General features: G+C 44.8%; 22 protein-coding genes. 17 read left to right on the plus strand and 5 right to left on the minus strand.

Going from position 1 to position 25,953, the window contains the following annotated elements; genetic code table 11:
* Together AACR09_RS02055 and AACR09_RS02060 are read left to right on the plus strand one after the other, a co-directional pair.
* A partial coding sequence (locus tag AACR09_RS02055) for a MarR family winged helix-turn-helix transcriptional regulator (RefSeq protein ID WP_228010903.1) occupies positions 1-405 on the plus strand: 405 nt, incomplete at its 5' end.
* Between the two features lie 89 nt (positions 406-494).
* A complete protein-coding gene (locus AACR09_RS02060) occupies positions 495-1,832 on the plus strand; it encodes an MATE family efflux transporter (protein WP_193835941.1) in 1,338 nt (445 codons plus the stop codon).
* Between the two features lie 84 nt (positions 1,833-1,916).
* On the opposite strand, the gene AACR09_RS02065 is transcribed toward AACR09_RS02060, so the two are convergent.
* The 3 genes from AACR09_RS02065 to AACR09_RS02075 form a co-directional block, all read right to left on the minus strand.
* On the minus strand, positions 1,917-2,795 hold the full coding sequence (locus tag AACR09_RS02065) for a U32 family peptidase (protein ID WP_004734488.1): 879 nt from the start codon (positions 2,793-2,795) through the stop codon (positions 1,917-1,919).
* 18 nt (positions 2,796-2,813) lie between these two features.
* Positions 2,814-3,827 carry a ubiquinone anaerobic biosynthesis protein UbiU gene (ubiU, locus tag AACR09_RS02070; protein ID WP_102455927.1) on the minus strand — a complete coding sequence of 338 codons (1,014 nt, stop codon included), beginning with the start codon at positions 3,825-3,827 and terminating at the stop codon, positions 2,814-2,816.
* Positions 3,828-4,005: 178 nt separating this feature from the next.
* On the minus strand, positions 4,006-6,045 hold the full coding sequence (locus tag AACR09_RS02075; RefSeq protein ID WP_017084241.1) for a sensor domain-containing protein: 2,040 nt from the start codon (positions 6,043-6,045) through the stop codon (positions 4,006-4,008).
* 258 nt (positions 6,046-6,303) lie between these two features.
* Here AACR09_RS02075 and ubiT point away from each other — a divergent pair, with 258 nt between their 5' ends.
* The 12 genes from ubiT to deoD all read left to right on the plus strand — a co-directional run bounded on the left by ubiT (position 6,304) and on the right by deoD (position 17,522).
* On the plus strand, positions 6,304-6,831 hold the full coding sequence (gene ubiT, locus AACR09_RS02080) for a ubiquinone anaerobic biosynthesis accessory factor UbiT (RefSeq protein ID WP_004734485.1): 528 nt from the start codon (positions 6,304-6,306) through the stop codon (positions 6,829-6,831).
* On the plus strand, positions 6,815-7,318 hold the full coding sequence (locus AACR09_RS02085) for a GNAT family N-acetyltransferase (RefSeq protein ID WP_004734484.1): 504 nt from the start codon (positions 6,815-6,817) through the stop codon (positions 7,316-7,318). The genes ubiT and AACR09_RS02085 overlap by 17 nt, the downstream gene beginning before the upstream one ends.
* 154 nt (positions 7,319-7,472) lie before the next feature.
* Positions 7,473-7,871, plus strand: a complete 399-nt coding sequence (locus AACR09_RS02090) for a DNA polymerase III subunit psi (RefSeq protein ID WP_193836207.1) — start codon at positions 7,473-7,475, stop codon at positions 7,869-7,871.
* A complete protein-coding gene (gene rimI, locus AACR09_RS02095; RefSeq protein ID WP_102534917.1) occupies positions 7,864-8,319 on the plus strand; it encodes a ribosomal protein S18-alanine N-acetyltransferase in 456 nt (151 codons plus the stop codon). Before AACR09_RS02090 ends, rimI begins: the two co-directional genes overlap by 8 nt.
* Positions 8,320-8,491: 172 nt before the next feature.
* The gene (gene prfC, locus AACR09_RS02100; RefSeq protein WP_004734481.1) at positions 8,492-10,072 is read left to right on the plus strand and encodes a peptide chain release factor 3; all 1,581 of its coding nucleotides are present in this window, start codon (positions 8,492-8,494) and stop codon (positions 10,070-10,072) included.
* A gap of 105 nt (positions 10,073-10,177) precedes the next feature.
* Positions 10,178-10,333: a DUF5363 family protein gene (locus AACR09_RS02105; protein WP_157936365.1), complete on the plus strand. Its 156-nt coding sequence runs from the start codon at positions 10,178-10,180 to the stop codon at positions 10,331-10,333.
* Positions 10,263-11,126 (plus strand): TatD family hydrolase, encoded by an 864-nt coding sequence (locus AACR09_RS02110; protein ID WP_416222637.1) that lies wholly within the window; start codon positions 10,263-10,265, stop codon positions 11,124-11,126. The genes AACR09_RS02105 and AACR09_RS02110 overlap by 71 nt, the downstream gene beginning before the upstream one ends.
* 204 nt (positions 11,127-11,330) lie before the next feature.
* Positions 11,331-12,593, plus strand: a complete 1,263-nt coding sequence (locus AACR09_RS02115) for a NupC/NupG family nucleoside CNT transporter (protein ID WP_017108773.1) — start codon at positions 11,331-11,333, stop codon at positions 12,591-12,593.
* 520 nt (positions 12,594-13,113) lie between these two features.
* Complete coding sequence (gene deoC, locus AACR09_RS02120; RefSeq protein ID WP_017080007.1) at positions 13,114-13,890, plus strand: deoxyribose-phosphate aldolase; 777 nt, start codon at positions 13,114-13,116, stop codon at positions 13,888-13,890.
* Between the two features lie 222 nt (positions 13,891-14,112).
* On the plus strand, positions 14,113-15,441 hold the full coding sequence (deoA, locus tag AACR09_RS02125) for a thymidine phosphorylase (protein WP_193835942.1): 1,329 nt from the start codon (positions 14,113-14,115) through the stop codon (positions 15,439-15,441).
* A 76-nt stretch (positions 15,442-15,517) separates the two neighbouring features.
* Positions 15,518-16,738, plus strand: coding sequence for a phosphopentomutase (locus AACR09_RS02130; protein WP_193835943.1), 1,221 nt, complete (start codon positions 15,518-15,520; stop codon positions 16,736-16,738).
* 64 nt (positions 16,739-16,802) lie between these two features.
* Positions 16,803-17,522: a purine-nucleoside phosphorylase gene (gene deoD / locus AACR09_RS02135; protein WP_004734474.1), complete on the plus strand. Its 720-nt coding sequence runs from the start codon at positions 16,803-16,805 to the stop codon at positions 17,520-17,522.
* Between the two features lie 266 nt (positions 17,523-17,788).
* On the opposite strand, the gene AACR09_RS02140 is transcribed toward deoD, so the two are convergent.
* Complete coding sequence (locus tag AACR09_RS02140) at positions 17,789-18,400, minus strand: YtjB family periplasmic protein (protein WP_017080011.1); 612 nt, start codon at positions 18,398-18,400, stop codon at positions 17,789-17,791.
* Positions 18,401-18,509: 109 nt separating this feature from the next.
* Here AACR09_RS02140 and serB point away from each other — a divergent pair, with 109 nt between their 5' ends.
* Positions 18,510-19,490: a phosphoserine phosphatase gene (gene serB, locus AACR09_RS02145; protein ID WP_193835944.1), complete on the plus strand. Its 981-nt coding sequence runs from the start codon at positions 18,510-18,512 to the stop codon at positions 19,488-19,490.
* 90 nt (positions 19,491-19,580) lie between these two features.
* On the opposite strand, the gene AACR09_RS02150 is transcribed toward serB, so the two are convergent.
* On the minus strand, positions 19,581-21,929 hold the full coding sequence (locus tag AACR09_RS02150) for a PilZ domain-containing protein (protein ID WP_193835945.1): 2,349 nt from the start codon (positions 21,927-21,929) through the stop codon (positions 19,581-19,583).
* A 161-nt stretch (positions 21,930-22,090) separates the two neighbouring features.
* On the opposite strand from AACR09_RS02150, the gene radA reads away from it, so the two are divergent.
* Positions 22,091-23,473, plus strand: coding sequence for a DNA repair protein RadA (radA, locus tag AACR09_RS02155; RefSeq protein ID WP_004734470.1), 1,383 nt, complete (start codon positions 22,091-22,093; stop codon positions 23,471-23,473).
* 234 nt (positions 23,474-23,707) lie between these two features.
* Positions 23,708-25,795, plus strand: coding sequence for an elongation factor G (fusA, locus tag AACR09_RS02160; protein ID WP_017084234.1), 2,088 nt, complete (start codon positions 23,708-23,710; stop codon positions 25,793-25,795).
* Positions 25,796-25,953: the final 158 nt, after the last annotated feature.

The following is a 25,953-nucleotide window of genomic DNA, read 5'->3' on the forward strand; positions in this document are numbered from 1 at the left end:
CTGGACCAAAATCTAGAAAAAATTGAACGCTTTGCTTCTAAGATATGGCGAACTCAAGTTAATGAAGATCCTATCTGCCAGTTGAGCTTCAATGAGTACGATTATTTGAAGGTCATTCAAGCATCGTTAGAGCCTATTCGACTAACAGACCTCGCTATTGAGATGCAGGTGACAAAACCTTCTGCGACGACTATGGTTCAAAGGCTAGAAAGAAAAGGTCTAGTTGAGCGCAAAGCGTCTCTTGAAGATGCGAGATCAAAGCTGGTGATTTTGACCCAAAAGGCTGAAGTCGGTTTGGAAGAAGAAAGTAAAATCTATCAGGTCATGGCACAGGTACTGGAAAGTCGCTTGTCTGAGCAAGAATCTCACCAGCTGAACCTATTATTAAACAAGGCTTTGAAATAAATAATTTAGATATTTAGTTAGCCTTGTTAACTAGTTTTACGAGTCATATCCCATTGATATGCGACTCACTGAAGAAAGTAGAGTAAGAAATGAGTAACTCAATTAGTCGTCAATTCTGGCGATACACAATTCCTACGGTAGCGGCCATGTTAGTTAATGGCCTTTACCAAGTGGTGGATGGTATTTTCATTGGCCGTTATGTGGGGGCCGATGGACTTGCGGGCATTAACGTCGCGTGGCCTGTTATTGGGTCGATCCTCGGTATTGGTATGCTAGTGGGCGTGGGGACGGGTGCGCTTGTCTCGATTCGCCAAGGAGAAAAAGACACCAAAGGCGCTAAGCAGATCTTAGCAACCGGTCTAACATTGTTGTTGGCGATAACCCCCATTGTTTCTGGATTGTTGTTTCTGTTTGCCGATAACTTCTTGCTTTGGCAGGGGGCTGAAGGGCGAGTGTATGAACTAGGCCTGCAATACTTACATATTCTGATTGGCGCTAGTGTCTTCACTTTAGGCTCTATCGCGATGCCGTTTTTACTGCGTAACGATGACAGTCCTAACTTGGCCACCATACTGATGATTGTCGGTGCGGTGATTAACATTGTATTGGATTACCTATTTATCGCGCAGCTTGGTTGGGAGTTGAAGGGTGCAGCATTGGCAACCGCAATTGCTCAGTTTGTGGTAACGGGTTTGGGGTTGGCTTACTTTTTCTCACGTCGAGCAAACTTACGCTTACGTTGGAATGAACTGAGACTGAAGTTATCGGTGATTCCTGAAATCTTCGCCATTGGTACCTCAAGCTTCTTTATGTACGCTTACGGTTCGATGATGGTGGCGCTGCACAATGCCTTGTTCTCTCAATATGGCGACCAGCTGATGATTGGTGCTTACGCTATTTTGGGCTACATAGTGACGGTTTATTATCTCACGGCGGAAGGTATTGCCAACGGCATGCAGCCATTAGTGAGTTACAACCATGGTGCGCGTAATCAAGCCAATATTCGTAAGTTACTTAAGATTGCGATGGTGAGTTCAGTCTTGATCGGTGTCGCGTTTGTATTGCTGCTGAACGCATTCCCACGTGAGTTCGTTTCTGTGTTTAGTTCGGATGAACCTCAGCTAGTCGAGTACACAGTGTTGGGTATCCGACTGCACATGTTTGCACTGGCGCTTGATGGCTTCTTGGTGGTAGCGGGTGCTTACTATCAGGCGGTGAACAAGGGCACTAAGGCGATGTTTGTAACGATAGGTAATATGCTTATCCAGTTACCTTTCTTGTACATCATGCCTAAATTGTACGGTGTGCCGGGGATCTGGATTGCCTATCCACTGTCTAACATCGCGCTAAGCGTAGTGGTTATGATTATGCTCTATAAAGACGTAAAGAAGCTCGACGATGCGCCGCTAGAAACAGTGACAGCATAGGTCGCTTTTTTTAGCTAAATAAAAAAGGTCTAGCGAATGCTAGACCTTTTTTGTATCTGTTGCTGACAAGTTCAATTCGAAGAACTAGATGTTCTTAACGTCTAAACCCGCAAGCTGATGCCAATAACCGTTGCATTGGCGGCTTTCAATGGTCTTTGGGTTTTGACCTTGTTCGTTCGCTCTGAAGTTATTGATTTCAGAGAAGGTATCGATGCCTAATGGGCTTAAACGAACCACATCAACCAAGTCATGCATACTCGGTAGATCATTGACTAGGTTGTAGCAGTAACCGGATTGAGTTTGAATACCGTTAAGGTTAAAGACTGACTGGCCTTCTTGGCTATCGACCTGTAGGCCTGTAGGGTATTTGATGCAGCAGGTTTCGCAATCGTCTTTGGCTTTGTTTTCTGCGCGAGCGGTAAAGCATCGTGCTGAGTAAGCAAGCGGTAGGTAGCCGTGGCTAAATACTTCTACTTCGAACTTATTACGGATATTAAGCTCTTCGCACTGTGTCATTACGTTGCTTAGCCATTCGCGAGAAAGCTCAACAGGCATACACCAACGCGTCATACCTTGTTTCAAGAACAGGTTCAGAGTACGTGCGTTGTAGGTGTTAACCGCCGGGCCAACCACAAAAGGCACTTTGCTTTCGCTTGCTAATTGAATCGCAGACACGTCGTTGGCTTCAATCGCAAAGTCACCGTTATCAATGTACTTCTTCATGATGTTGACTTCGCTTGGCGCTTCCAACAACGCCATCGTCGATAGAACCACTTGCTTACCTGAAGCAGACAGCTCTTTGGCAATGTCCATCCAGTGTTTGGCTTTCATCTCACGACGCTTTGAACACACGGCTTCACCAAGGTAGATGATGTCGGCAGAGCTAGACTTTGCTTGCTCATAGAAGCTTTCAACGTCCTGTTTTGGCCAAAAGTAGAGTAGAGGGCCTAATGCGTATTTCATTGAGTTCTCCATTTGGCGCTATTGCCATTTGCGGTGGTAAGCACCAAGAGTGGTTTGTGTGCCTTCAGATACATTCGCCAGTGTCGCATTCCAAGCTTGTTCTACTTGGTATTGTTCTGGATTCGCTAAATAGCGATCAATGGCCGCACGCCACGTACGAGTCACTTGTTCTACATAAGCTGGGCTACGCTGACGACCTTCAATCTTCACTGAAGCAACATTTGCTGCGAATAGCTCTGGCAACATGGATAGTGTATTAAGGCTAGTTGGCTCTTCAAGTGCATGGTAGCGCTTGCGTTCGCCATCGATATCCGCCTCAAAACGACCCTTACACAGTGTTGGGTAGCCCGCGTTTTCGCCTGCTACGTACTTGTCGATAAGAATTTCATTCAAGCGCGACTCTAGGCCGGTTTCTGTTTCTTGCCAGCGTACATATTTCGCCGGAGAACAAGCGCCTACCGTGTTAGGGGATTCACCGGTCATGTATGAAGAGAGGTAGCAACGGCCTTCAGCCATGATACATAAACTACCGAAAGCGAATACTTCAAGGTCAACGTCAGAGGTGATGTTACGAGAAAGCTGTTTGACCTGATGAATCGACAATACGCGAGGCAATACCACACGCTTTACATTGAAGTTCTTGTGGTAGAAGTCGATTGCAGCCGCATTGGTCGCAGAAGCTTGAACCGATAGATGCAATTCTAGTTCTGGATATTTGTTTGCTGCGTACTCAAGCACTGCGATATCAGCAATGATCAGCGCATCAACACCTAGTGCTGCGGCGTTATCTACGGCATTTGTCCAGCGTTCGAAGCCATTTGGGTGAGCAAAAGTATTTAAGGCAACGTGAATTTTCTTGTTGCGGTCATGCACATACTGCACAGCACGATCGAGCTTTTTACCCGCAAAGTTAAGGCCTGCAAAGTGTCGGGCATTGGTATCGTCTTTGAATCCGATATAGACAGCATCCGCACCACAATCAATAGCGGTTTTCAAAGCAGGTAAGTTACCCGCTGGGCATAAGAGTTCCATTTGCTCACTACCAGTAGAATGAAATTGAAGCGAGTATTTTATGAAGAATTATGAATGACGGAATTGATGTAAGGCAGGTTTAGATGGATAAATCTGCTTTTACTCCGTTTGGGGTACTGACTAGTAAGGCTTTTGTGCTTTGGTGTGGCTTTTGACTGGGGGGTAGTTGAATCGTGTACTAGTTCTTATGGCGACGATTTTGGGCAAACAGCTCTTCGACGTCTTGTTTTGGTTGAGGACGATAGAAGTGGAAACCTTGAATGGAGCTACAGTTGAGGTTTGATAGAAGCGTCGCTTGTTCACTGGTTTCGACGCCTTCTGCCACTACGGTTAAATCGAGAGATTTACCAAGGTTGATGATGTTTTCGATTACTGTAATTTGCTTTGGTAGCGTATCGATATCAGAAATGAAAGCACGGTCAATCTTAAGCTCATCAATTGGGAAGCGAGCCAAATAAGACAGAGAAGAGTAGCCCGTACCAAAATCATCGATAGATAAAGCAAAGCCGAGTTTCTTTATAGCGTTAAGCATTTGAAGTGTGTGTTCACTATCACTCATCACTGCGCTTTCTGTCAGCTCAAAAGTAATCGCGCTTGGATCAAGCTCTGTTGAACGGAGTAGCTTTTCAACGTAATCAATTAGTTTTGGATTGCCAAACTGCTCTGGAGACAAGTTGATCGCCACTCGACCAGGCAGGATACCTTGCATCTTCCAACGCTTAACTGTCGCAAATACTTCACGCATCACCACTCGGCCAAGTTGTTCAATAAGGCCAGCTCGTTCCGCTACAGGGATAAATGCTGCAGGGCTGATGTAGCCTTCTACTGGGTGCTTCCAGCGCACTAACGCTTCTGCACCGTTGATGGTGAAATCACGCGCGTTGACCTTAGGTTGATACCAAACCTCAAGTCCATTCTGTTGCAGTGCTTTTTGTAGCTCTATCTCCAACCACAATCGCATACGCGCTTCTTTGTTCATCTGTTCGTTGAACTTGATCAGGCGGTTACGTCCACGATCTTTCGCTTCATACATTGCGGTATCGGCGTTTTGCAGCAAGATACGAGCATCGGTGCCATCTTGAGGAAAGCTCACGCTGCCAATCGAGCAGGCTAAGCGCTTACTAAAGTGGTGAAGATCGAAGGGTTGATTGATCAGGGAAATGATCTTTTCAGCGAGCATTTCAGGCGTTCGCTGATGTTCAGGTTCTGGCAGGATAATACCAAACTCATCCCCGCCTAAATGACCAATAACGGCCTGACGAGGCAGTAAACGTTTTAGGCGTGAAGCAACCTCTTTAATCACTTTATCGCCAATGTGATGACCGAGTGAATCATTGATATTCTTAAAGTTATCAATATCTAAGTAGAGCATCACAACTGGCGTATCGTTTTGAATGAACTGTTCAAGACGTTTGGTGAACCCAACTCGGTTGTAGAGCTTGGTTAGTGCATCGATGTAGGCATCTTCACTGTTTGCAGGCGTATACTGCTTTGTGGTCTCTTGTGCATCTTGGATAAGCACCAGCTGAGTGTTACTTCCAAGAATAGTGGTGGAGTCGATGTTGAGTTGAACCTTACGTTCAAAGCCGCATCGGGCACCCGTTAAACAAACCAAACCAGACTCGGAAATAATAGAACTGAGGTTATTATTGAAGACTGTTTTGGTTTGTTCATCGATGAATAATCGTCCCAACTCTTCGCCAATTAACTCGGTGGTGGAGTTAAAGCCGAGCAAGCGTGCTGCTGCTGGGTTTGATGACAAGATGTAGTCACTTTCAACTAACAGTAATCCGTCTGGGAGTAGGTGAGATAGCTTGTGGAATTTCGCTTCGGATTCTTCTAAAGAACGGGCAAGTACTTGGTTTTCTGATGTGTCGAAGGCATGAAAGACAATGTAGTCGGTTTTGTTGCCATTCGTTAGCGGAGATAGGCTGAAATGAAGGCTGGTATCGAGGTCAGTTTCGTTGAGAGTGACTTCGGCCTCAATCGTTTCGCCATTGAATGCACGCTCATAGTAAGGCTTAAGATGTTGGTAGAATTGCTCACCTAATGTTTGGCGGTCATTCATGCCAGCAAGCTCGGTTTTACTCAAACCAGCAATATCGCAGTAACGCTCATTAACCATAAAATAGTTATGTTGGGCGTCAAGTACCGCAAAAAAGAACGGACTGTTTGCTGTTAGCTGGGTAAACCAATGTTGTAGTTGCTGGGGAGGCATCAAAGTACTACCAATTCTCCAAGAGCTTGAATATTCACTATCGATAAATATTTATTACTTTTTGTGTGGTTATCGATATTTACCTGTGAGTACAGCGATCCGCTGTAATTCTCATGACCTGAGTTACTATAACTGTGATTTTCAGGATATTAAAGGTCGAGTATCAAACCGAAGTTAATTTGATACATAACAGTAACTGAGATTTCAACATCATCTATGATGCATTCCATATTATTGACAAAGTTACGGATAAGTCACGTGATAAACAAGATTCGCACTCAACTAGTTCAAAATGCCGCATCAATTTTGCGATCTCCAGTCCAGTTATTGCCTAAAACAGTACAAAAAAGAGCCTTATTGGAGGCGCTTAAGAATGTCTTTAAGGAAGCTTTAGAGGACGGTGACTTTGAATTCTTAGAAGACAAGTGGCTTAAAGTCTCAATAAAAGATATGGGGTTAAGTTGGTGTATTAGCTATCAAAATGAGCAACTAGTTGTAGCTGATAACGAGGTTGTTGAAGATGTAAGCTTTAGCGGAAACCTTAACGATCTTGTGTTGATTGCCGGGCGTAAAGAAGACCCAGATACGCTTTTCTTTCAACGTAGACTGTCTATTGAGGGCGATACAGAGCTTGGTTTAGAAGTCAAAAACTTGATGGATAGCGTAGATTTAGACGTATTGCCGACTCCTATGAAAACTTTGTTAAATCAATTAGCTGATTTTGTGCAGAAGGGAGTACAATCCCCAGATACACAAAGTGAGGTAATGAATGCTTATTCGAACTGAAGCACCGGCAGATATACTTGTCATTGATCGTTTATTGAAATCTGTTTTTGAAACAGATGCAGAAGCTAATTTGGTTATGAGCTTGCGTGAGAATAGCCATTTAACGCTATCGCTGGTGGCTTGTTCTGATGAGGGCGAGGTGGTTGGTCACCTGATGTTTAGCCCTATCACTCTCCATGGTGACGATCATAACTGGCAGGGACTTGCGCCTCTCGCAGTGAAAGAAGAGTACCGCAATCAAGGTATTGCCAAATCACTGGTTGAAGACGCATTTTCTACATTGGTAGATTTCGGTTACCCAGCCTGTGTTGTGCTTGGTGATCCTGCTTACTACGGCCGCTTTGGTTTTAAGGCTGCGAGCGAGTTTGGCCTGAGTTGTGTTTGGGATGTACCTGAAGGTGCTTTCCAAGCGATTGAGTTGGTAGAGGGGGTGTTTGCTGGGCATTCTGGTGAGATTGCTTACAGCCCAGAGTTCAACGACTTATAAGCTGATTTACCACGTAATCCGATACAAACTGATTTAGTCTAAATAAAGGAGCTTGATGCTCCTTTATTTTTTGTTAGTATCAGCCCCAATGAGCTCCTTTTCAGTTCGCTCTAAGAAGAGCAATACCAACAAACCTAAGGTTACACCGCTAGATATGTCACAAACACACGCACAATACCTGCAAGAGATGGGCATCAGCCAATGGGAGCTTAGTCACCCAGAGCGTTTGGTTGGCTACGAATCTGAATTGATTCCACTATCGAGCGACTGTAAGTTGCTACTGGTTTCGCCTGAAAAACCTCAGAAAGATCTCGCTGTGATGTTTGAACGCGTACTTAAAAGTATCAAGTTCGACTTATCTCAGGCTTTACACCTTCAACCACAACACTTGTCTGCTGTGGATTTAGGTTCGGTTGAATGGGTATGGTTTGCTGGTTGCGAATCTGCCCATGAACTGAAGGCAAAAACACTTCAATCTCCATTACTGTCTGACATTAACGGTAATAACCAACATCGCCGCGACTTATGGCAACAAATTTGTGCTTATGACTAATCAACTTTTACCAACTTCAGAACAACACCTAGACGCAATTTGGCAAATTGAGCAGACCGCGCATTCTCATCCTTGGTCTGAAAATATGATCCGTGATCTTAATAGTCGTGGAGGCAGCCACCGTGTTTTAGAAGTCGATGGAAAGGTTGTCGGCTATTTCTATGCTCAGAACATTGTCGGTGAAGTGACTTTGCTGACGATAGCGGTTGACCCTAAGCAGCAAGGTAAAGGCTACGGCAAGGCTTTGGTTGAACACTTTCTCGATATGTGTGAACAAGCTGACGCGGAAAGTGCTTGGCTGGAAGTTCGCGAAAGTAATGTGAATGCTTTCAATCTTTACGAGAAGGCTGGCTTTAATGAAGTTGACCGTCGCCGTAACTATTACCCAACCAAGCAAGGCCACGAAGATGCGATCATTATGAGCTATCTTTTTATGTCGTTTAGCTAGTCATGTTACGTCTTTTAGTCGACTAGATAACTAACCACAGAATTAGCCACAAAATAGGGTGTAAACTGACCCTTTAGAAAGTGACTCGCTTTCTGTATAATCCGCACACAGAATTCAAGGGCAAGTATTATCTACTTGCCCTTTTTACGCTTTAGATCAGCAAAGGGCGACTATGTCTTTCCAACAAGAAGTGAGCAAACGTAGAACGTTTGCAATTATCTCTCACCCGGATGCGGGTAAAACCACGATTACTGAAAAAGTTCTTTTATTCGGAAACGCAATTCAAAAAGCGGGTACCGTAAAAGGTCGTGGCTCTAACCAGCACGCTAAATCTGACTGGATGGAGATGGAAAAAGAACGTGGTATTTCGGTAACCACGTCGGTAATGCAATTCCCATACAATGATTGCCTAGTAAACCTACTAGATACTCCAGGACACGAAGATTTCTCGGAAGATACGTACCGTACACTAACAGCGGTTGACTCTTGTTTGATGGTTATCGATGCTGCGAAAGGTGTCGAGGATCGTACTCGTAAACTGATGGAAGTAACACGCCTACGTGATACTCCAATCGTAACGTTTATGAACAAACTTGACCGTGACGTTCGTGACCCAATGGAAGTGCTTGATGAAGTGGAAAGCGAGCTAGGTATGGCTTGTGCTCCAATCTCATGGCCAATCGGTTGTGGTAAAGAGTTTAAAGGTGTTTATCACATTCATCGTGATGAAACGATCTTGTACGAATCTGGCCACGGCCATGAGATCCAAGAAGTTCGCATCATTAAAGGTTTAGATAACCCTGAACTAGACGAAGCTGTTGGCGAAGATCTGGCGAGCAGTGTTCGTGAAGAGCTTGAATTGGTTATTGGCGCATGTCCTGAGTTTGATCTCGATTTGTTCCTTGCTGGTGAACTAACGCCTGTTTACTTCGGTACGGCATTGGGTAACTTTGGTGTTGACCACATGCTTGATGGTCTAACGAAATGGGCTCCGGGTCCTCAAACTCGTCAAGCTAACGAGCGTGATGTTGAAGCGACAGAAGAGAAGTTCTCTGGCTTCGTCTTTAAGATCCAAGCAAACATGGATCCAAAACACCGTGACCGTATCGCATTCATGCGTATCGTTTCGGGTACTTACAACCAAGGTATGAAGATGAATCATGTTCGTACTGGCAAGAACGTAAGTATTTCGGATGCGGTAACTTTCATGGCGGGCGACCGTGCGCGAGCTGAAAAAGCGTATGCTGGTGACATCATTGGCTTGCATAACCATGGCACAATCCAGATTGGTGATACCTTTACTCAAGGCGAAAGCCTTAAGTTCGCTGGTATTCCTAACTTCGCACCTGAGCTATTCCGTCGTATCCGTCTACGCGATCCACTGAAGCAGAAGCAACTTCTAAAAGGCTTAGTTCAGCTTTCAGAAGAGGGCGCAGTACAAGTATTCCGTCCTATGCAGAACAACGACCTGATCGTTGGTGCGGTTGGTGTCCTTCAGTTCGACGTGGTTGTGGCGCGCTTGAAAGCGGAATACAACGTAGAAGCTATCTACGAAGGTGTTAACGTTGCAACAGCTCGCTGGGTTGAATGTGATGACGTGAAGAAACTAGAAGAGTTCAAACGTAAGAACCAAGCTAACCTAGCGTTAGATGGTGGTGATAACCTGTCTTACATCGCACCTACAATGGTGAACTTGAACCTAGCTTCTGAGCGTTTCCCTGACGTTCAGTTCCGAGCGACGCGCGAGCACTAATTTCTCCGCGATCTATTCGAGTTAAACAAAAACGTCTATTGTTCTGCAGTAGGCGTTTTTTAATGCGTTTTATTTAAGGTTTAGAGGCTGAGGTTAGAGGCAATTATGTTCAGTTGGATAAAAGCTTGGATTAAGAAATACGATAAGTGGTGTGAAGAGCTTGGTTTAACGCCTGAGAACAAGCGCAGTTGTGTTGCTTATCGTCGTGATCCCCAAGGGAAACAAACAGAGAGTAGGGAAGATGACACAGCAAATAAGTGACTTTCCGCTGTTTGATACTCATTGCCATGCGGATTTTGAGGCGTTTGAGCAAGGTTTTACACCGGATCAAAGTATTGATAGCTATCTTAAAGAAGCGAAACAAGCTCAAGTCGAGAAGATTCTTATTCCTTCTATTGGCCAAAGTAACTGGTCGAAGATCGATAAAATCGCCAAATCTTACCCTAATGTTTACTACGCCTTAGGTTTTCACCCTTACTTTTTAGAGCAAGCTAAGGATGAGCAATTTTCGGAACTTCGCCAATTACTTTCATCAAAAACCGGTCAATGCGTTGCGATAGGAGAGTGTGGTCTCGACTTTTTTGTCGATGTCGAGCGGGAGAAACAAGAACGCTTTTTCATCCAACAAATGGAGCTAGCGAAGGCATTTGAGCTGCCTTTGATCATCCATGAGAGGAAGTCTTATAACCGACTCATTGAATTATTAAAGCAGCACAAGTTCACTTTTGGCGGGGTGATTCACGGTTTTTCAGGGAGTGAACAGCAAGCTTTGGCGTGGATCAAGCTCGGTTTCTATATTGGTGTCGGTGGAACGATTACTTACCCAAGAGCACAAAAAACACGCACAACCATCGCAAAACTGCCTCTTGAATGCTTGGTATTGGAAACGGATGCTCCGGACATGCCCATGTATGGAAACCAAGGAAATGTTAATCATTCCAAGCATTTAGTTACGATCTTAAATGAACTTTTTTTGCTTAGAAAAGAGCCAAAGCAATCGGTTGCAGCGCAAATTTGGCAAAGTAGCCATCGTGCATTCGGTATATGTGAATAAAATCGAAGGTTTTTGTTTATCGTTTGCGTAAATTGCACTGAGCTTGTGATTTGGTTCACATTTGCGTGTGAATGGTACATGAATCTTGTACGAAAGTGTGAGGACGGCATTACTTTATTAGTGGTCGCATGAGTATAATTGCCTCCGCTTTATAGCCCCATTTTGTAACACGCCAATAAATAACTAATAAGGAAGTCATAAACTATGAGCCTGTTTATGAGCCTCGTCGGAATGGTTGCACTGATTGCAATCGCAGTACTACTATCTGACAACCGCAAAGCTATTAATCTAAGAACAGTGGGTGGCGCTTTCGCTATCCAATTCGCACTTGGTGCATTCGTACTTTACATCCCTTGGGGTCGTGATCTACTTGCAGGTTTCTCTGCTGGTGTAGCAAACGTGATCGACTACGGTAAAGACGGTACTGGTTTCCTATTCGGCAGCCTAGTTAACTTCTCAGTTGACGGTATCGGTTTCATCTTTGCTTTCCAAGTACTACCAACTCTGATTTTCTTCTCTGCACTTATCTCTGTACTTTACTACATTGGTGTAATGCAAATTGTAATCAAAGTTCTTGGTGGTGGTCTTCAGAAAGCTCTAGGTACTTCTCGCGCCGAGTCTATGTCTGCAGCAGCAAACATTTTCGTTGGTCAAACAGAAGCACCTCTAGTTGTTCGTCCTTTTGTTCCTAAAATGACTAACTCTGAACTATTCGCAGTAATGTGTGGTGGTTTGGCTTCTGTAGCTGGTGGTGTACTAGCAGGTTACGCATCTATGGGTGTACCTCTAGAGTACCTAGTTGCAGCGTCATTCATGGCAGCACCTGGTGGTCTACTATTCGCTAAAATCATCAAGCCTGAAACAGATACGCCAGACGATAACATCGCTGACGAAATGGACGGTGGCGATGACAAACCAGCTAACGTTATCGACGCAGCAGCAGGTGGCGCATCAGTTGGTCTACAACTAGCTCTTAACGTTGGTGCAATGCTACTAGCATTCATCGGTCTAATTGCTCTAATCAACGGTATCCTTGGTGGCATCGGTGGTTGGTTCGGTATGGAACACCTAACTCTAGAACTTCTTCTAGGTTGGATCTTCGCACCGTTAGCATTCATCATTGGTGTTCCATGGGAAGAAGCAACTATCGCTGGTTCTTTCATTGGTCAGAAGACAGTTGTTAACGAATTCGTTGCATACCTAAACTTCGTACCATACATCGGTGAGAACGCTCAAATAGTTGAAGCGACTGGCCAAGTAATGTCTGTTAAGACTCAAGCAATTATCTCGTTCGCTCTATGTGGTTTCGCAAACCTTTCTTCAATTGCGATTCTTCTAGGTGGCCTAGGTGGTATTGCACCAAGCCGTCGCCACGACATCGCTCGTATGGGTGTTAAAGCGGTTATTGCTGGTACTCTATCTAACCTGATGGCAGCAACAATTGCTGGCTTCTTCCTGTCTTTCTAATTAGTTAGAAATCGATATATAGACGCCATAATAATATCGCCCCGTAGCAAGAAATTGCTACGGGGCTTTTTTGTTTTTAGGCCCCATGATTTTTGCAAGAGCATGAACATATGCTCGGAGTCGAAAATGGGTCTAGAATGTTTTTTTGAGATACAAACCGTTTGCGTTCTAAGGAGCACTACAATTTATTGATGGATACCTATAATGTATAAGCTTAAGGGATAGGATATCTCTGTTGGCAAGAAAGTAACCGCTTGGATTTATCTAAAGGTTATTCTTCTGGGATTAAGCCAAACTTAGCGATACGCTATAGATGTTAGACACAACATGACTGATTTGTTGTGCCATAGACCAAACTGGTACTGTGCGGTGACAAGGATTGCAATTGGTAGCGAAAGTTATCAAGTCTTCAGGGAACCAAGTCCGTTCATTTGTGGCTACTGAGCATTTTTAATTATCCATCTATACTGGATGGGTGGCGAAGTAGTTAACTATTTGAATATATTGATCGGAGATAGAAATGAGCGATTTAAAAGCAGCAGCTCTACGTGCACTTAAACTTATGGACCTAACGACGCTAAATGACGACGATACTACTGAGAAAGTAGTGGCGCTTTGTCATGACGCGAAGACTGCAGTTGGCAACACCGCTGCAATCTGTATTTACCCTCGCTTTATCCCAGCCGCTAAGAAAGCGTTGCGTGAGCAAGGTACTCCAGAAGTACGCATTGCGACTGTAACTAACTTCCCTCATGGTAATGACGACATCGAAATTGCTGTTGCAGAAACAAAAGCAGCGGTAGCGTACGGCGCAGACGAAGTTGACGTAGTATTCCCATACCGTGCTCTTATTGCTGGCAACGAAGAAGTTGGCTTTGAGCTAGTTAAACAATGTAAAGCAGCTTGTGGTGATATCACGCTTAAAGTGATCATCGAAACTGGTGAGCTTAAAGAAGAAGCACTGATCAAGAAAGCTTCTCAAATCTGTATCGAAGCGGGCGCAGATTTCATCAAGACTTCAACAGGTAAAGTGCCAGTAAACGCGACTCCTGAGTTCGCGCGCATGATGCTTGAAGTTATTCGTGACATGGGCGTTGCTAAAACAGTTGGTTTCAAACCAGCTGGTGGCGTTCGTACAGCTGAAGATGCTCAAGCTTACCTAGCAATGGCTGATGAGCTACTAGGAGCTGAGTGGGCAGACAATATGCACTACCGTTTTGGTGCTTCAAGCCTACTGACTAACCTTCTTAATACATTAGAAGTGACAGACGAGACTGCTGATCCAGCAGCATACTAATTTACTCGTCATATTTGACGCCGCAGCGTTGTTGACTGCGTAAGTTCATCCTAATCACATAGAGTTTCTATGCTCATAGGAATGAACTAACTGGTCGCCTAGCTGCAACGCCAAATATTTAGAGTATTGATAATAACAAGTCTGTTTGATGGAGTGGCGTTAAGTCACTCCATATTACCTCTTTCCCTACACACCATACTCTCTAGAGTTTGGGAGGCACTAATGTATCTACCTCAAGAAATTATTCGCAGAAAACGTGATAACGAAGTACTGACCACAGAAGAAATTAACTTTTTCATCCAAGGTGTCGCTAAAAACACGGTTTCTGAAGGCCAAATTGCCGCATTCGCAATGGCTATCTTTTTTAATGAAATGACGATGCCAGAGCGTATCGCACTAACATGTGCAATGCGTGATTCAGGCATGGTGATTGACTGGAGCCACATGAACTTTGATGGCCCAATCGTTGATAAACACTCTACTGGTGGTGTTGGCGACGTAACTTCTCTGATGCTTGGCCCTATGGTGGCAGCATGTGGCGGTTTCGTTCCAATGATCTCTGGTCGTGGTTTAGGCCACACTGGCGGTACGCTAGACAAGCTAGAATCTATCTCTGGTTACAACATTACACCAACCAACGATGTGTTTGGTGCCGTAACCAAAGAAGCTGGCGTGGCGATCATCGGTCAAACAGGCGATCTAGCTCCTGCTGACAAGCGTGTTTACGCAACTCGTGATATCACAGCAACAGTAGACAACATCTCACTGATCACCGCTTCCATCCTATCTAAGAAACTGGCCGCTGGTCTTGATTCTCTAGTAATGGACGTAAAAGTCGGTTCAGGCGCATTCATGCCAACGTATGAAGCATCTGAAGAGTTAGCAAAATCTATCGTTGCAGTAGCAAACGGTGCAGGCACTAAAACAACAGCAATCCTAACGGACATGAACCAAGTTCTGGCTTCTTCAGCGGGTAACGCAGTTGAAGTCCGTGAAGCGGTTCAATTCCTAACAGGCGAATACCGTAATCCACGTTTGTTGGAAATCACGCTAGCGTCGTGTGCGGAAATGTTGGTGCTGGGTAACCTAGCAAAAGATTCAGATGAAGCGCGTGAAAAACTGATGGCAGTACTGGATAACGGTAAAGCAGCAGAGTGCTTCGGTAAGATGGTAGCGGGCCTTGGTGGTCCAGTAGATTTCGTAACGAACTACGATAACTACCTAGAAAAAGCAGAAATTGTTAAACCAGTGTACGCACTCGAAAGCGGTGTAGTATCAGCGATGGATACGCGTGCAATTGGTATGGCTGTCGTTGGTATGGGCGGTGGTCGCCGCGTAGCAACAGACAGCATTGATTACGCAGTCGGTTTTGATAGCTTCATTCGCCTTGGCGAAGTAGCAAGCGATGATAAACCATTAGCAATGATTCATGCTCGCAATGAACAACAGTGGCAAGAAGCTGCGACGGCATTACAAAATGCAATCACTGTGGGCGGAGAATATACAGCAACGCCAGATGTTTACCGTCAGATTCGTTCTGAAGACGTGTAAATAACAGATATCGGTATACCTCGTGTATACCGATAAACAGAGTTCTGGTGCAAAGAGCAATAAGTTGGTGAAGAAAATGAAAAGAGCATTTATTTTAGTTTTAGATTCATTCGGTATCGGTGAAACAGCGGATGCTGACACATTCGGCGATGTAGGTTCGGATACAATGGGTCACATTGCTGACCATTGTGATCAAGGCCTTGCAGACAACGCGGATCGTAAAGGTCCACTAACGCTGCCAAACCTGTCTAAGCTAGGTTTAGCGATGGCTCACAAAGAGTCTACAGGTCGCTTTGCTCCTGGTATGGACGCAGACGCTGAGATCATTGGAGCTTACGGTCACGCGGCTGAGCTGTCTTCTGGTAAAGACACGCCATCAGGTCACTGGGAAATCGCAGGTGTGCCGGTATTGTTTGACTGGGGCTACTTCACCGACAAAGAGAACAGCTTTCCAAAAGAACTGACTGATCGCATCCTTGAGCGTGCTGGTCTGTCTGACTTCTTAGGTAACTGCCACTCATCGGGTACAGAAATCCTAGATAACCTAGGTGAAGAACACATGAAGACTGGCCTGCCAATCTTCTACACTTCTGCAGACTCTGTTTTCCAGATCGCATGTCATGAAGAGACATTCGGCCTACAAAACCTATTAGATCTTTGTCAGATTGCTCGTGAAGAGCTAGCTGACTACAACATTGGTCGTGTTATCGCTCGTCCGTTTATTGGCGCAGGTAAAGGTCAATTCGAACGTACTGGTAACCGTCGTGACCTTTCTGTTGAGCCACCAGCGGCGACGGTACTTCAGAAACTGGTTGATGAGAAGGGCGGCAACGTTCACTCAATCGGTAAGATCTCTGACATCTACGCAGGTTGTGGTATCACTCAGAAAACCAAAGCAACAGGTATTCCAGCGCTATTTGAAGCAACCAAAGAAGCGATCACTGAAGCGGGCGACAACACCATCGTGTTCACTAACTTCGTTGATTTCGACTCAGCATACGGCCACCGTCGTGATGTTGCCGGTTACGCAGCTGCGCTTGAGTACTTTGATGGCCGCATCCATGAAATCATCGATATGATGAAAGAAGATGACGTGCTTATCCTAACTGCAGACCACGGTTGTGACCCAACATGGCCGGGTTCAGACCATACTCGTGAACATATCCCTGTGATTGTTTACGGTAACAAGGTTCCAGCAGGCTCTCTAGGCCGTCGTGATACCTTCGCTGATATCGGTCAAAGCTTAGCGTCATACTTTGGCACATCGCCAATGGGATACGGTACAAGCTTTCTGTAATGGTTAACTAAGAGAGAGGGAAACCTCTCTCTTCTTTTTTGTTTTGAGATTAAGGATATTTTCAATGGCTACTCCACATATTAATGCTGAAATGGGTGATTTCGCTGACGTAGTTCTAATGCCAGGCGATCCGCTACGTGCTAAATACATCGCTGAAACCTTCTTAGAAGAAGTGGTTCAGGTGTGTGATGTTCGTAATATGTTTGGTTACACGGGTACTTACAAAGGTCGTAAGGTTTCGGTTATGGGGCACGGTATGGGCATTCCATCTTGTTCTATTTACGCGACTGAGCTGATCAAAGACTTTGGTGTAAAAAAGATCATTCGTGTCGGCAGTTGTGGTGCAGTGAGTGAAGATATCAAAGTGCGTGATGTGGTGATTGGCATGGGCGCGTGTACTGACTCAAAAGTGAACCGTATTCGCTTTAAAGGTCATGACTTCGCGGCTATTGCGGATTACAAAATGGTGCGTGCGGCAGAAGATGCAGCAAAAGCGCGTGGTGTAGACGTAAAAGTGGGCAACCTGTTCTCAGCGGAGTTGTTCTACACGCCAGATCCAGAGATGTTTGAGGTGATGGATAAGTACGGCATTGTTGGCGTCGAGATGGAAGCTGCAGGTATCTATGGTGTGTGTGCTGAATACGGCGCAAAAGCTCTGACTATTTGTACTGTTTCTGATCACATCAAAACTGGTGAGCAAACCACATCAGATGAGCGTCAAACGACCTTCAACGACATGATGGTTATCGCACTAGACTCTGTGCTTCTTGGTGATCAAGAGTAAGAGTTACTTTGTGGTTTAAGTCGTTTCTAGCTCTCGAATAAATATAGCTAGCCAAATTAACAGATAACAAAAAGCCCCGTTGCTGCCTGAGCGTCGGGGCTTTTTATTGGTAATGATGTCTTACTGAGCGCTATTTCTTGGATTCTGAAGGCTATGTGATTTCAATCGAAATAATTCATCTTGCCTAATCCGAGGTTTTTATTTCGTGATTCCAAGACCCAAGACCCAAGACCCAAGACCCAAGACCCTATGACCTATGACAAAGCTTATGAGTTTGCATTCTTAAGCAGCAAGTTCTCACCAGACTTGGTTTTTCTTCTACGAATGAGCATGACAAACAGCACGCCACTGACAAACCCCATCAACACCATGCCGATCATGTAGCGATCACTTTTACGATAATGGTGATCAGAAATCGCCGTCATCTTACCCGTTTCAAAGGTCACACGAATGAATCCAATGATCGCTTTCTCTGGAGAGTAGATAGGTTCAACTAATTGCTGTCTGCCGATACTTGCTGTTGAAAGTGGCGTATCTAAGCCTAGAACTTCGCGTACTGAGAGTGCTTTTTCACTCGAAGCCAGTCGAATCCCCTCTGCATCGTATATCGTGGTATCGAATACCAAGCGATCCTGAGACAGCTGATTGGTGAGATCAAGCAGTCGCTCTTGGTCTTGTTGTGTGATCGCTTTACTGGCAGAAAGTGATGCCTGAGAGATAAGCAACTTAGTCAGCGTTTCTAGCTGTTTTGCTTGGATCTTCTCGTTACCTTTACTGATCACGACTGTATTTTTAATCGTTACAACGAACATAGTAGCCAACAAAATGAGGGCTAGCATTCGTAAAGCGTTACGAATTGAGAACAATGATTCATTCATGTTTCACGAAGCCTGAAATAAACAAATGTTATGATTAAGACATATTGAGACTTGCGTTTTCAAATTGCAATAGGTTAACGTTTAGCATAGTTAATTAGGAATCATACACATGGACGCTCAGAAATATCTGCCGATTAAAAGGCATACGACATTATTAACTCGACTCCCCGAGACTCGTTTCGCTTCTCAACTCGCTAAAGCCAAAGCCAACTGGATTGTATTCGGTGAGTATCTATCACCACAATCATTCGATGACATCGATTTTTTCACAGGCACTTACAACACCATTCTTGATACGTGGAAGGTAGGGCATTATGAAGTGGCTTTGATGTCAGGCAACCTAACACCAGCGCACGAAGAAATCCTACAGGTCTTAAAGCTTGATTATGCTTGCCTTAGCGAGGTCCCAGACCTATCTAAGCCAGGTTTGATTGTAATGGATATGGATTCCACAGCGATTCAAATTGAATGTATCGATGAGATTGCAAAGCTAGCTGGTGTGGGGGAATTAGTCTCTGAAATCACCGAGCGAGCAATGCAAGGTGAGCTCGACTTTGAACAGAGCCTACGTCAACGAGTAGGCGCACTGAAAGGTGCGGATGAATCTATTTTGGAGCAAGTGCGTCAATCACTGCCATTCATGCCAGACTTGGTTGAGCTAGTGAATACTCTGAATAAGCTTGGTTGGAAGACGGCAATTGCTTCAGGTGGCTTTACTTACTTCTCTGACTATCTGAAAGATACGCTTGATCTTGACCACGCTCAGTCAAACACGCTTGAAATCATTAATGGTAAATTGACGGGTGAAGTCTTAGGCGATGTTGTTTCGGCGCAGACTAAAGCGGATATCTTGGTAGAGTTGGCTGAAGAATACGAATTGGAACTGCATAACACTGTTGCCGTTGGTGATGGTGCTAATGACTTGGTTATGATGGGTTCTGCAGGTTTAGGCATCGCCTATCATGCGAAACCAAAAGTAGAGCAACAAGCTCAAACCGCTGTGCGTTATGCCGGTTTAGGCGGGGTACTTTGCATCTTGTCGGGTGTGTTAGCTAAGCAGCAAAAAATCAGCTGGCAAGCGAAGCCTTAGTCATATTTAGGGCGGTATAACGGATACAAAAAAAGCAGGCTATCAGCCTGCTTTTTCTATTTTATGTTCAAGTTAAAACGCAGCTGGAGGCTAGCGTGTCAGCTCCAATCGAATCAACACTTCATCGGTAATATCTTCTATCTCACCATAACCAATAAAAGACGTGACCTCATTCTCTAGCTTCTTAGCTTGGTGCATGCTGATGCGCGAGAGCTCTTCTAAATCAGACTGGAATAAACTCGTTAGCGGATTAAAAATAGGTGCAGTAGTGACTCGTAGTACATACACGTCACCTAAATGTTGAGCTTTCTTGATGAATAAGATGCGTTCCTTTGCCGAGGCGAAGTCTTTGACCAACTTCGTGTGTACGGATTGGATCTTGTCACCAAACTTCACTGCGGCAATGTACACGTCATGATGCTTCGGTTCTGCACCTTCAATTCTTTTCAGTGGTTCAGCCAGCAGCGAGTTAGAGTGCCCTTTGAAAATAGGTTCGAGTGAGAACTTTTGGTTGTGGCCAAGCTTAGCGAGCAGTGCTAAGTGTTTATTCAGCGGGAAGTTTACGCCAATGATCTTACAACGCAGTGTTGAGCCCGGTTTATCAATGAATATTGGGTTGCTGACCATCTTGCTCAACAAAATGTTGTGTAGAGACTCGAGCAGAGAGTGTGTTGGCAGTATCTCTTTCTTCTTAATCAACTTGCTTTGGTTTTGATCGATAAGCCCATTGAGAAAGGCGATAGTACGCATTGTCTTCGTGTTCTCGGCGATAACCAACTGCACGTTGCGACCATTCGGGCTGACTCGAATCACGTGGTAAGGCACGGTGCTTAATGGCAGGTTTTTGTCGTAGAGCTGCAGTTCATTGAAGTTCACTAATACCGGGTCATTAATCTTGAGTACCATTGGATGCTCAAGAGCAATGCTGAGTCCACGTTTGGAGATATCTAAGGTATGTCCGTTAGCCGCGGCGCCATCTTGTGAGGTGAGCTGCAACGGTGACTTAAATTGATACCTCGGTTCTTTGCGACGAGTTTGAGAGTCGAAGTAGATACTTTGAATATTCCCCACTACAGAGCGCGGATGACGGAAGCGGTTCAGTTCACTGCTTGGAATGCGCGGTTTTTCACTCAATAGATAGTCAGCCGCACTTTCGTGATCGCCAATCTCTTGTAAGATTCCACAATGCGTCAGTTGTGCTGAGCTTTGAGCTAACGTATCCGAGTGCTTGGCTAAGGCTTGTCGCTCGGTGTCTGAAAGTTCGAACACTGAGAACTTGAACGCCTTCCAGCTTTTACGTTTACCACCGATGTGCCAGAACAACTGTCTTTGCTCACGAGAGGCTTCAGGAAGCATCATTGAGTAGAACAAGGTCTTGTCTTGATGCTCATGAGTAAACGAGTAAATAACGTTACTGGTTCCCTTTACGCCAGGTTTAGCCAGCAAGTTCATTCGTTGTTCGTTGAACAGGGTACCCAATGCTTGTTGGTTTCGTTCATCGTGCCAGTATTGCCACAGCGGATGGTTGTTATCCGTAAGTAGAGCAAGCTTTAGCTCACTGCCGCTAAAGAAAAGAGGAAGATTACAGGTGTGTTTGAGATAGGTGTGTTCGATACCTCGAGTACGAGTTCGAATGATTCTATCTTGATTCTCATGGCTGGTTTTCTTGCTTGAGCTATTCAAAGACTCATCAAGCAAGCGGGCTACAATATTGTTGTTGCTTACTTTGATGGTTCTTAAGAATTTGACGGCGTTATTCTCGTAAGATTCATCAATGCCCAGAACGCGGAATTCGACCGCTTGGTAAACATCGTTTTCTTGCGACTTTTCGATAAGCTCTGTGAACTTAACGCTGATGATCTCACCGAGGTTGTACTTAAAGGCGCTTGGTACCTTGAATTTTGCACCCGACGGGGAAATATCAACCGTCACACCGTGTAGGCTTTGGCCTTTAGATGTGGTGATCTCAACCTGTGAGCTAATCTTGAGTCTGTTTTCTTGACGCTTTAAGTCGTAACCGAGGTTAATGGCTTCCGCTTCATATGGGCTATTAGCGTTAGTGAGATCTTGATTATGTTGAGACGAGGTTTTAACGATATTACGAAGTGGCTGAGTTCGCGGAGTCATCACTAACTCCCACGCGCCCTCTGTATAGCCTTTAAACTTTTTAGTACCACGTTGATACGCGTTCAAAGCAATATCATCAAGCCAGTGTTTACGACCATCTAACGTAAATTGACGACATTCAGTGTCAATACGTCCGCGTAAATCAATGCTCTTTGTGCACGGAGCCATGATACGATTCAGTTCCATTTTAACGAGCAATTTCAGAGACGGGGATTCACCTTCTGTCATTTGAGAAAGAAGGAAGTCGAAATCCTCAGCGTGGTAGGCTGGGATGAGTCGCTCTGCTACAGATAGAATTTCAGATTGCTGCATACTTTTCTTGTTAGAATGGACGGTACGTTTATGTTATCGACTAGTTTAAATCGATCTTTAAGTATAAGTGGTATGACTGCAACTTTTATTTTCACCCGTACGGTCAAATAAGTCACAAATTGACAACATCATTGTGTAACTGAGTAAATTATTGAGGTTTTATGGCAAAGGCAAAACGAGCTTATGTGTGTAATGACTGTGGTGCTGACTTTCCACGTTGGCAGGGGCAGTGCAATGCATGTGGTGCTTGGAACACGATTACCGAAGTTAGGCTAGCGGCTTCACCTCAAGTTGCGCGTAATGAACGACTCAGTGGTGGTTACGCAGGTGGGGCAACAGAATCGAGCGTTCAGACATTATCGGAAATTAACCTGCAAGAAGTCCCTCGCTTTAGCAGTGGTTTCAAAGAACTCGACCGCGTGCTCGGTGGTGGTGTTGTACCTGGCGCTGCAATTCTGATTGGTGGTAACCCTGGTGCCGGTAAATCAACGCTGTTATTGCAGACCATGTGTCAGCTCTCTTCTCAGTTGCCAACACTTTATGTCACAGGTGAAGAATCACTGCAACAAGTCGCGATGCGTGCCTCTCGACTCGGTTTACCGAAAGAACATCTCAAAATGCTCTCTGAAACCAATGTTGATAAGATCTGTCAGGTTGCCGAAAAAGAGCAACCTAAGATCATGGTTATCGACTCAATCCAAGTTATGCATGTCGCTGATGTTCAATCGTCTCCGGGCAGTGTTGCTCAAGTTCGTGAGTCAGCAACCGCATTAACGCGCTATGCGAAACAGAACAACGTTGCGGTGTTCTTGGTGGGACACGTAACTAAAGACGGCACATTAGCGGGGCCAAAAGTACTGGAACACATTATTGACTGTTCCGTGCTGTTAGATGGCGGAACCGATAGTCGTTTTAGAACCCTGCGTAGCCATAAAAACCGTTTTGGTGCGGTCAATGAGTTGGGTGTGTTTGCGATGACAGGCCAAGGACTAAAAGAAGTCAGCAACCCATCGGCTATTTTCTTGTCTCGCGGTGAAGAAGAAACCTCGGGCAGTTCGGTGATGGTTGTGTGGGAAGGGACACGTCCACTTCTTGTTGAAATCCAAGCGCTGGTGGACTATTCCCAGCTCGCTAATCCACGTCGTGTTGCTGTTGGTCTAGAGCAAAACAGGCTTTCACTGTTATTAGCCGTGCTGCATAAACATGGCGGCTTACAAATGGCTGACCAAGATGTGTTTGTGAATGTCGTCGGTGGTGTTAAAGTAACCGAAACCAGTGCCGATCTCGCATTGGTGATGGCACTACTTTCTAGTTTCAGAGACCGCGCATTACCAAAAGATGTGGTGGTTTTTGGCGAAGTAGGTCTAGCGGGTGAGATTCGACCTGTACCGAGCGGGCAAGAGCGCTTAAATGAGGCATTTAAACATGGCTTTAAGAGAGCGATTGTTCCGGCGGCCAACATGCCAAAAGGGGGCATTCCAGGAATGCAGATCCATGGCGTGAAAAAATTATCAGAGGCAATTAATGCTTTTGATGAGTTGTAATTGAGCTCACTTCAGCTACTCTATACAGCAGAAATTCAGTCTAACTTAAACGCTAATTGCGCTTTAGGTTAGCACTAAACCTAACAATCATTTAGATTGTTTCTACAGATTGCCTTTTCGTTTTTGTTACGAAAAGGCAAAGTTTTTTAGTCCCAAATGCATGCAAAGCTATCAGTCCTCACAGATTGTGATATACTCTGCGCGCATTTTATATCCTATTAACAGAGTAAGACAATGGCAGATTTATCGAAATACAGAAACATTGGTATTTTCGCGCACGTTGATGCGGGTAAAACAACTACCACTGAGCGTATCCTTAAGCTAACTGGTCAGATCCACAAGACTGGTGAAGTACATGATGGCGAATCAACTACTGACTTCATGGAACAGGAAGCTGAGCGCGGAATTACTATCCAATCAGCAGCTGTAAGCTGTTTCTGGAACGGTCACCGTCTAAACGTTATCGATACTCCTGGACACGTTGACTTCACAGTTGAAGTATACCGTTCTCTTAAAGTACTTGATGGCGGTATCGGTGTATTCTGTGGTTCTGGTGGTGTTGAACCACAATCAGAAACTAACTGGCGCTACGCTAACGAATCAGAAGTATCTCGTCTGATCTTCGTTAACAAACTAGACCGTATGGGTGCAGATTTCTACAACGTTGTTGACCAAGTTAAAAACGTTCTAGGCGCAACTCCTCTAGTTATGGTTCTACCAATCGGCCGCGAAGATGAATTCGTGGGTGTTGTAGACCTTCTAAGCCGTAAAGCATACGTTTGGGATGACACTGGTCTTCCTGAAAACTACGAAATCCTAGATGTTCCTGCGGACATGGTAGACGACGTAGAGCAATACCGTGAAGAGCTAATCGAAACTGCTGTAGAGCAAGATGATGACCTAATGGAAGCTTACATGGAAGGTGAAGAGCCTTCTATCGAAGACATCAAGCGTTGTATCCGTAAAGGTACTCGTGACCTAGCGTTCTTCCCAACTTACTGTGGTTCTGCATTCAAGAACAAGGGTGTTCAAATCATCCTTGACGCAGTTGTAGATTACCTACCTTCTCCAACTGAAGTTGATCCTCAACCTCTAATGGATGAGAACGGTGAAGAAACTGGTAAGCACGCTATCGTTTCTACTGAAGAAACGTTTAAAGCTCTTGCATTCAAAATCATGGATGACCGTTTCGGTGCTCTAACTTTCGTTCGTATTTACTCTGGTAAATTGAACAAAGGCGACACGATTCTTAACTCATTCACAGGTAAAACTGAGCGTGTTGGCCGTATGGTTGAGATGCAAGCTGATGACCGTAACGAACTAACTAGCGCACAAGCTGGTGACATCATTGCGATCGTTGGTATGAAGAACGTGCAAACAGGTCACACTCTATGTGATCCTAAAGATCAAGTAACGCTTGAGCCAATGGTTTTCCCAACTCCAGTAATCTCTATCGCTGTATCTCCAAAAGATAAAGGCGGTTCTGAGAAAATGGGTATCGCTATCGGTAAAATGGTTGCAGAAGATCCATCTTTCCAAGTTGAAACTGACGAAGAAACTGGCGAAACTATCCTGAAAGGTATGGGTGAGCTTCACCTAGACATCAAGGTAGATATCCTTAAGCGTACTTACGGCGTTGACCTAACAGTTGGTGCTCCTCAAGTTGCTTACCGTGAAACTATCACTCAAGCAATTGAAGATAGCTACACGCATAAGAAACAGTCTGGTGGTTCTGGTCAATTCGGTAAGATCGATTACCGTATCAAGCCTGGCGAACCTGGTTCTGGCTTTACGTTCTCTTCAAAAGTTGTTGGCGGTAACGTACCTAAAGAATTCTGGCCTGCTGTTGAGAAAGGCTTTGGTGGCATGATGGAAAACGGCGTACTAGCTGGCTTCCCTACGCTAGACGTTGAAGTTGAACTTTACGATGGTGGTTTCCACGCAGTCGATTCATCTGCAATCGCATTTGAAATCGCAGCGAAAGGTGCATTCCGTCAATCTATGCCTAAAGCTGGCGCGCAACTTCTTGAGCCAATCATGAACGTTGACGTATTTACTCCAGAAGATCACGTTGGTGATGTTATCGGTGACCTTAACCGTCGTCGTGGCATGATCAAAGATCAACAAGCTGGCGTAACTGGCGTTCGTATTAAAGCTGACGTACCACTTTCAGAAATGTTTGGTTACATCGGTCACTTACGTACAATTACTTCAGGCCGTGGCCAATTCTCTATGGAATTCGCACAGTACTCTCCATGTCCAATGAACGTGGCAGAAGAAGTAATCGCTAAAGTTAAAGCAGAAAAAGAAGCTGGTAAGTAATTAGCCCTTTTCTAAATTAACTAAAAAAGCCCCGCAAGTGAAAGCTTGCGGGGCTTTTTGTTGCTTGTAATATACTGCGAGATGCGAGATGCGAGATGCGAGATGCGAGATGCGAGATGCGAGATGCGAGATGCGAGATGCGAGATGCGAGATGCGAG

The sequence above is a fragment of the Vibrio sp. OPT20 genome (assembly GCF_963889365.1).
GTDB classification, from domain to species: domain Bacteria; phylum Pseudomonadota; class Gammaproteobacteria; order Enterobacterales; family Vibrionaceae; genus Vibrio; species Vibrio splendidus.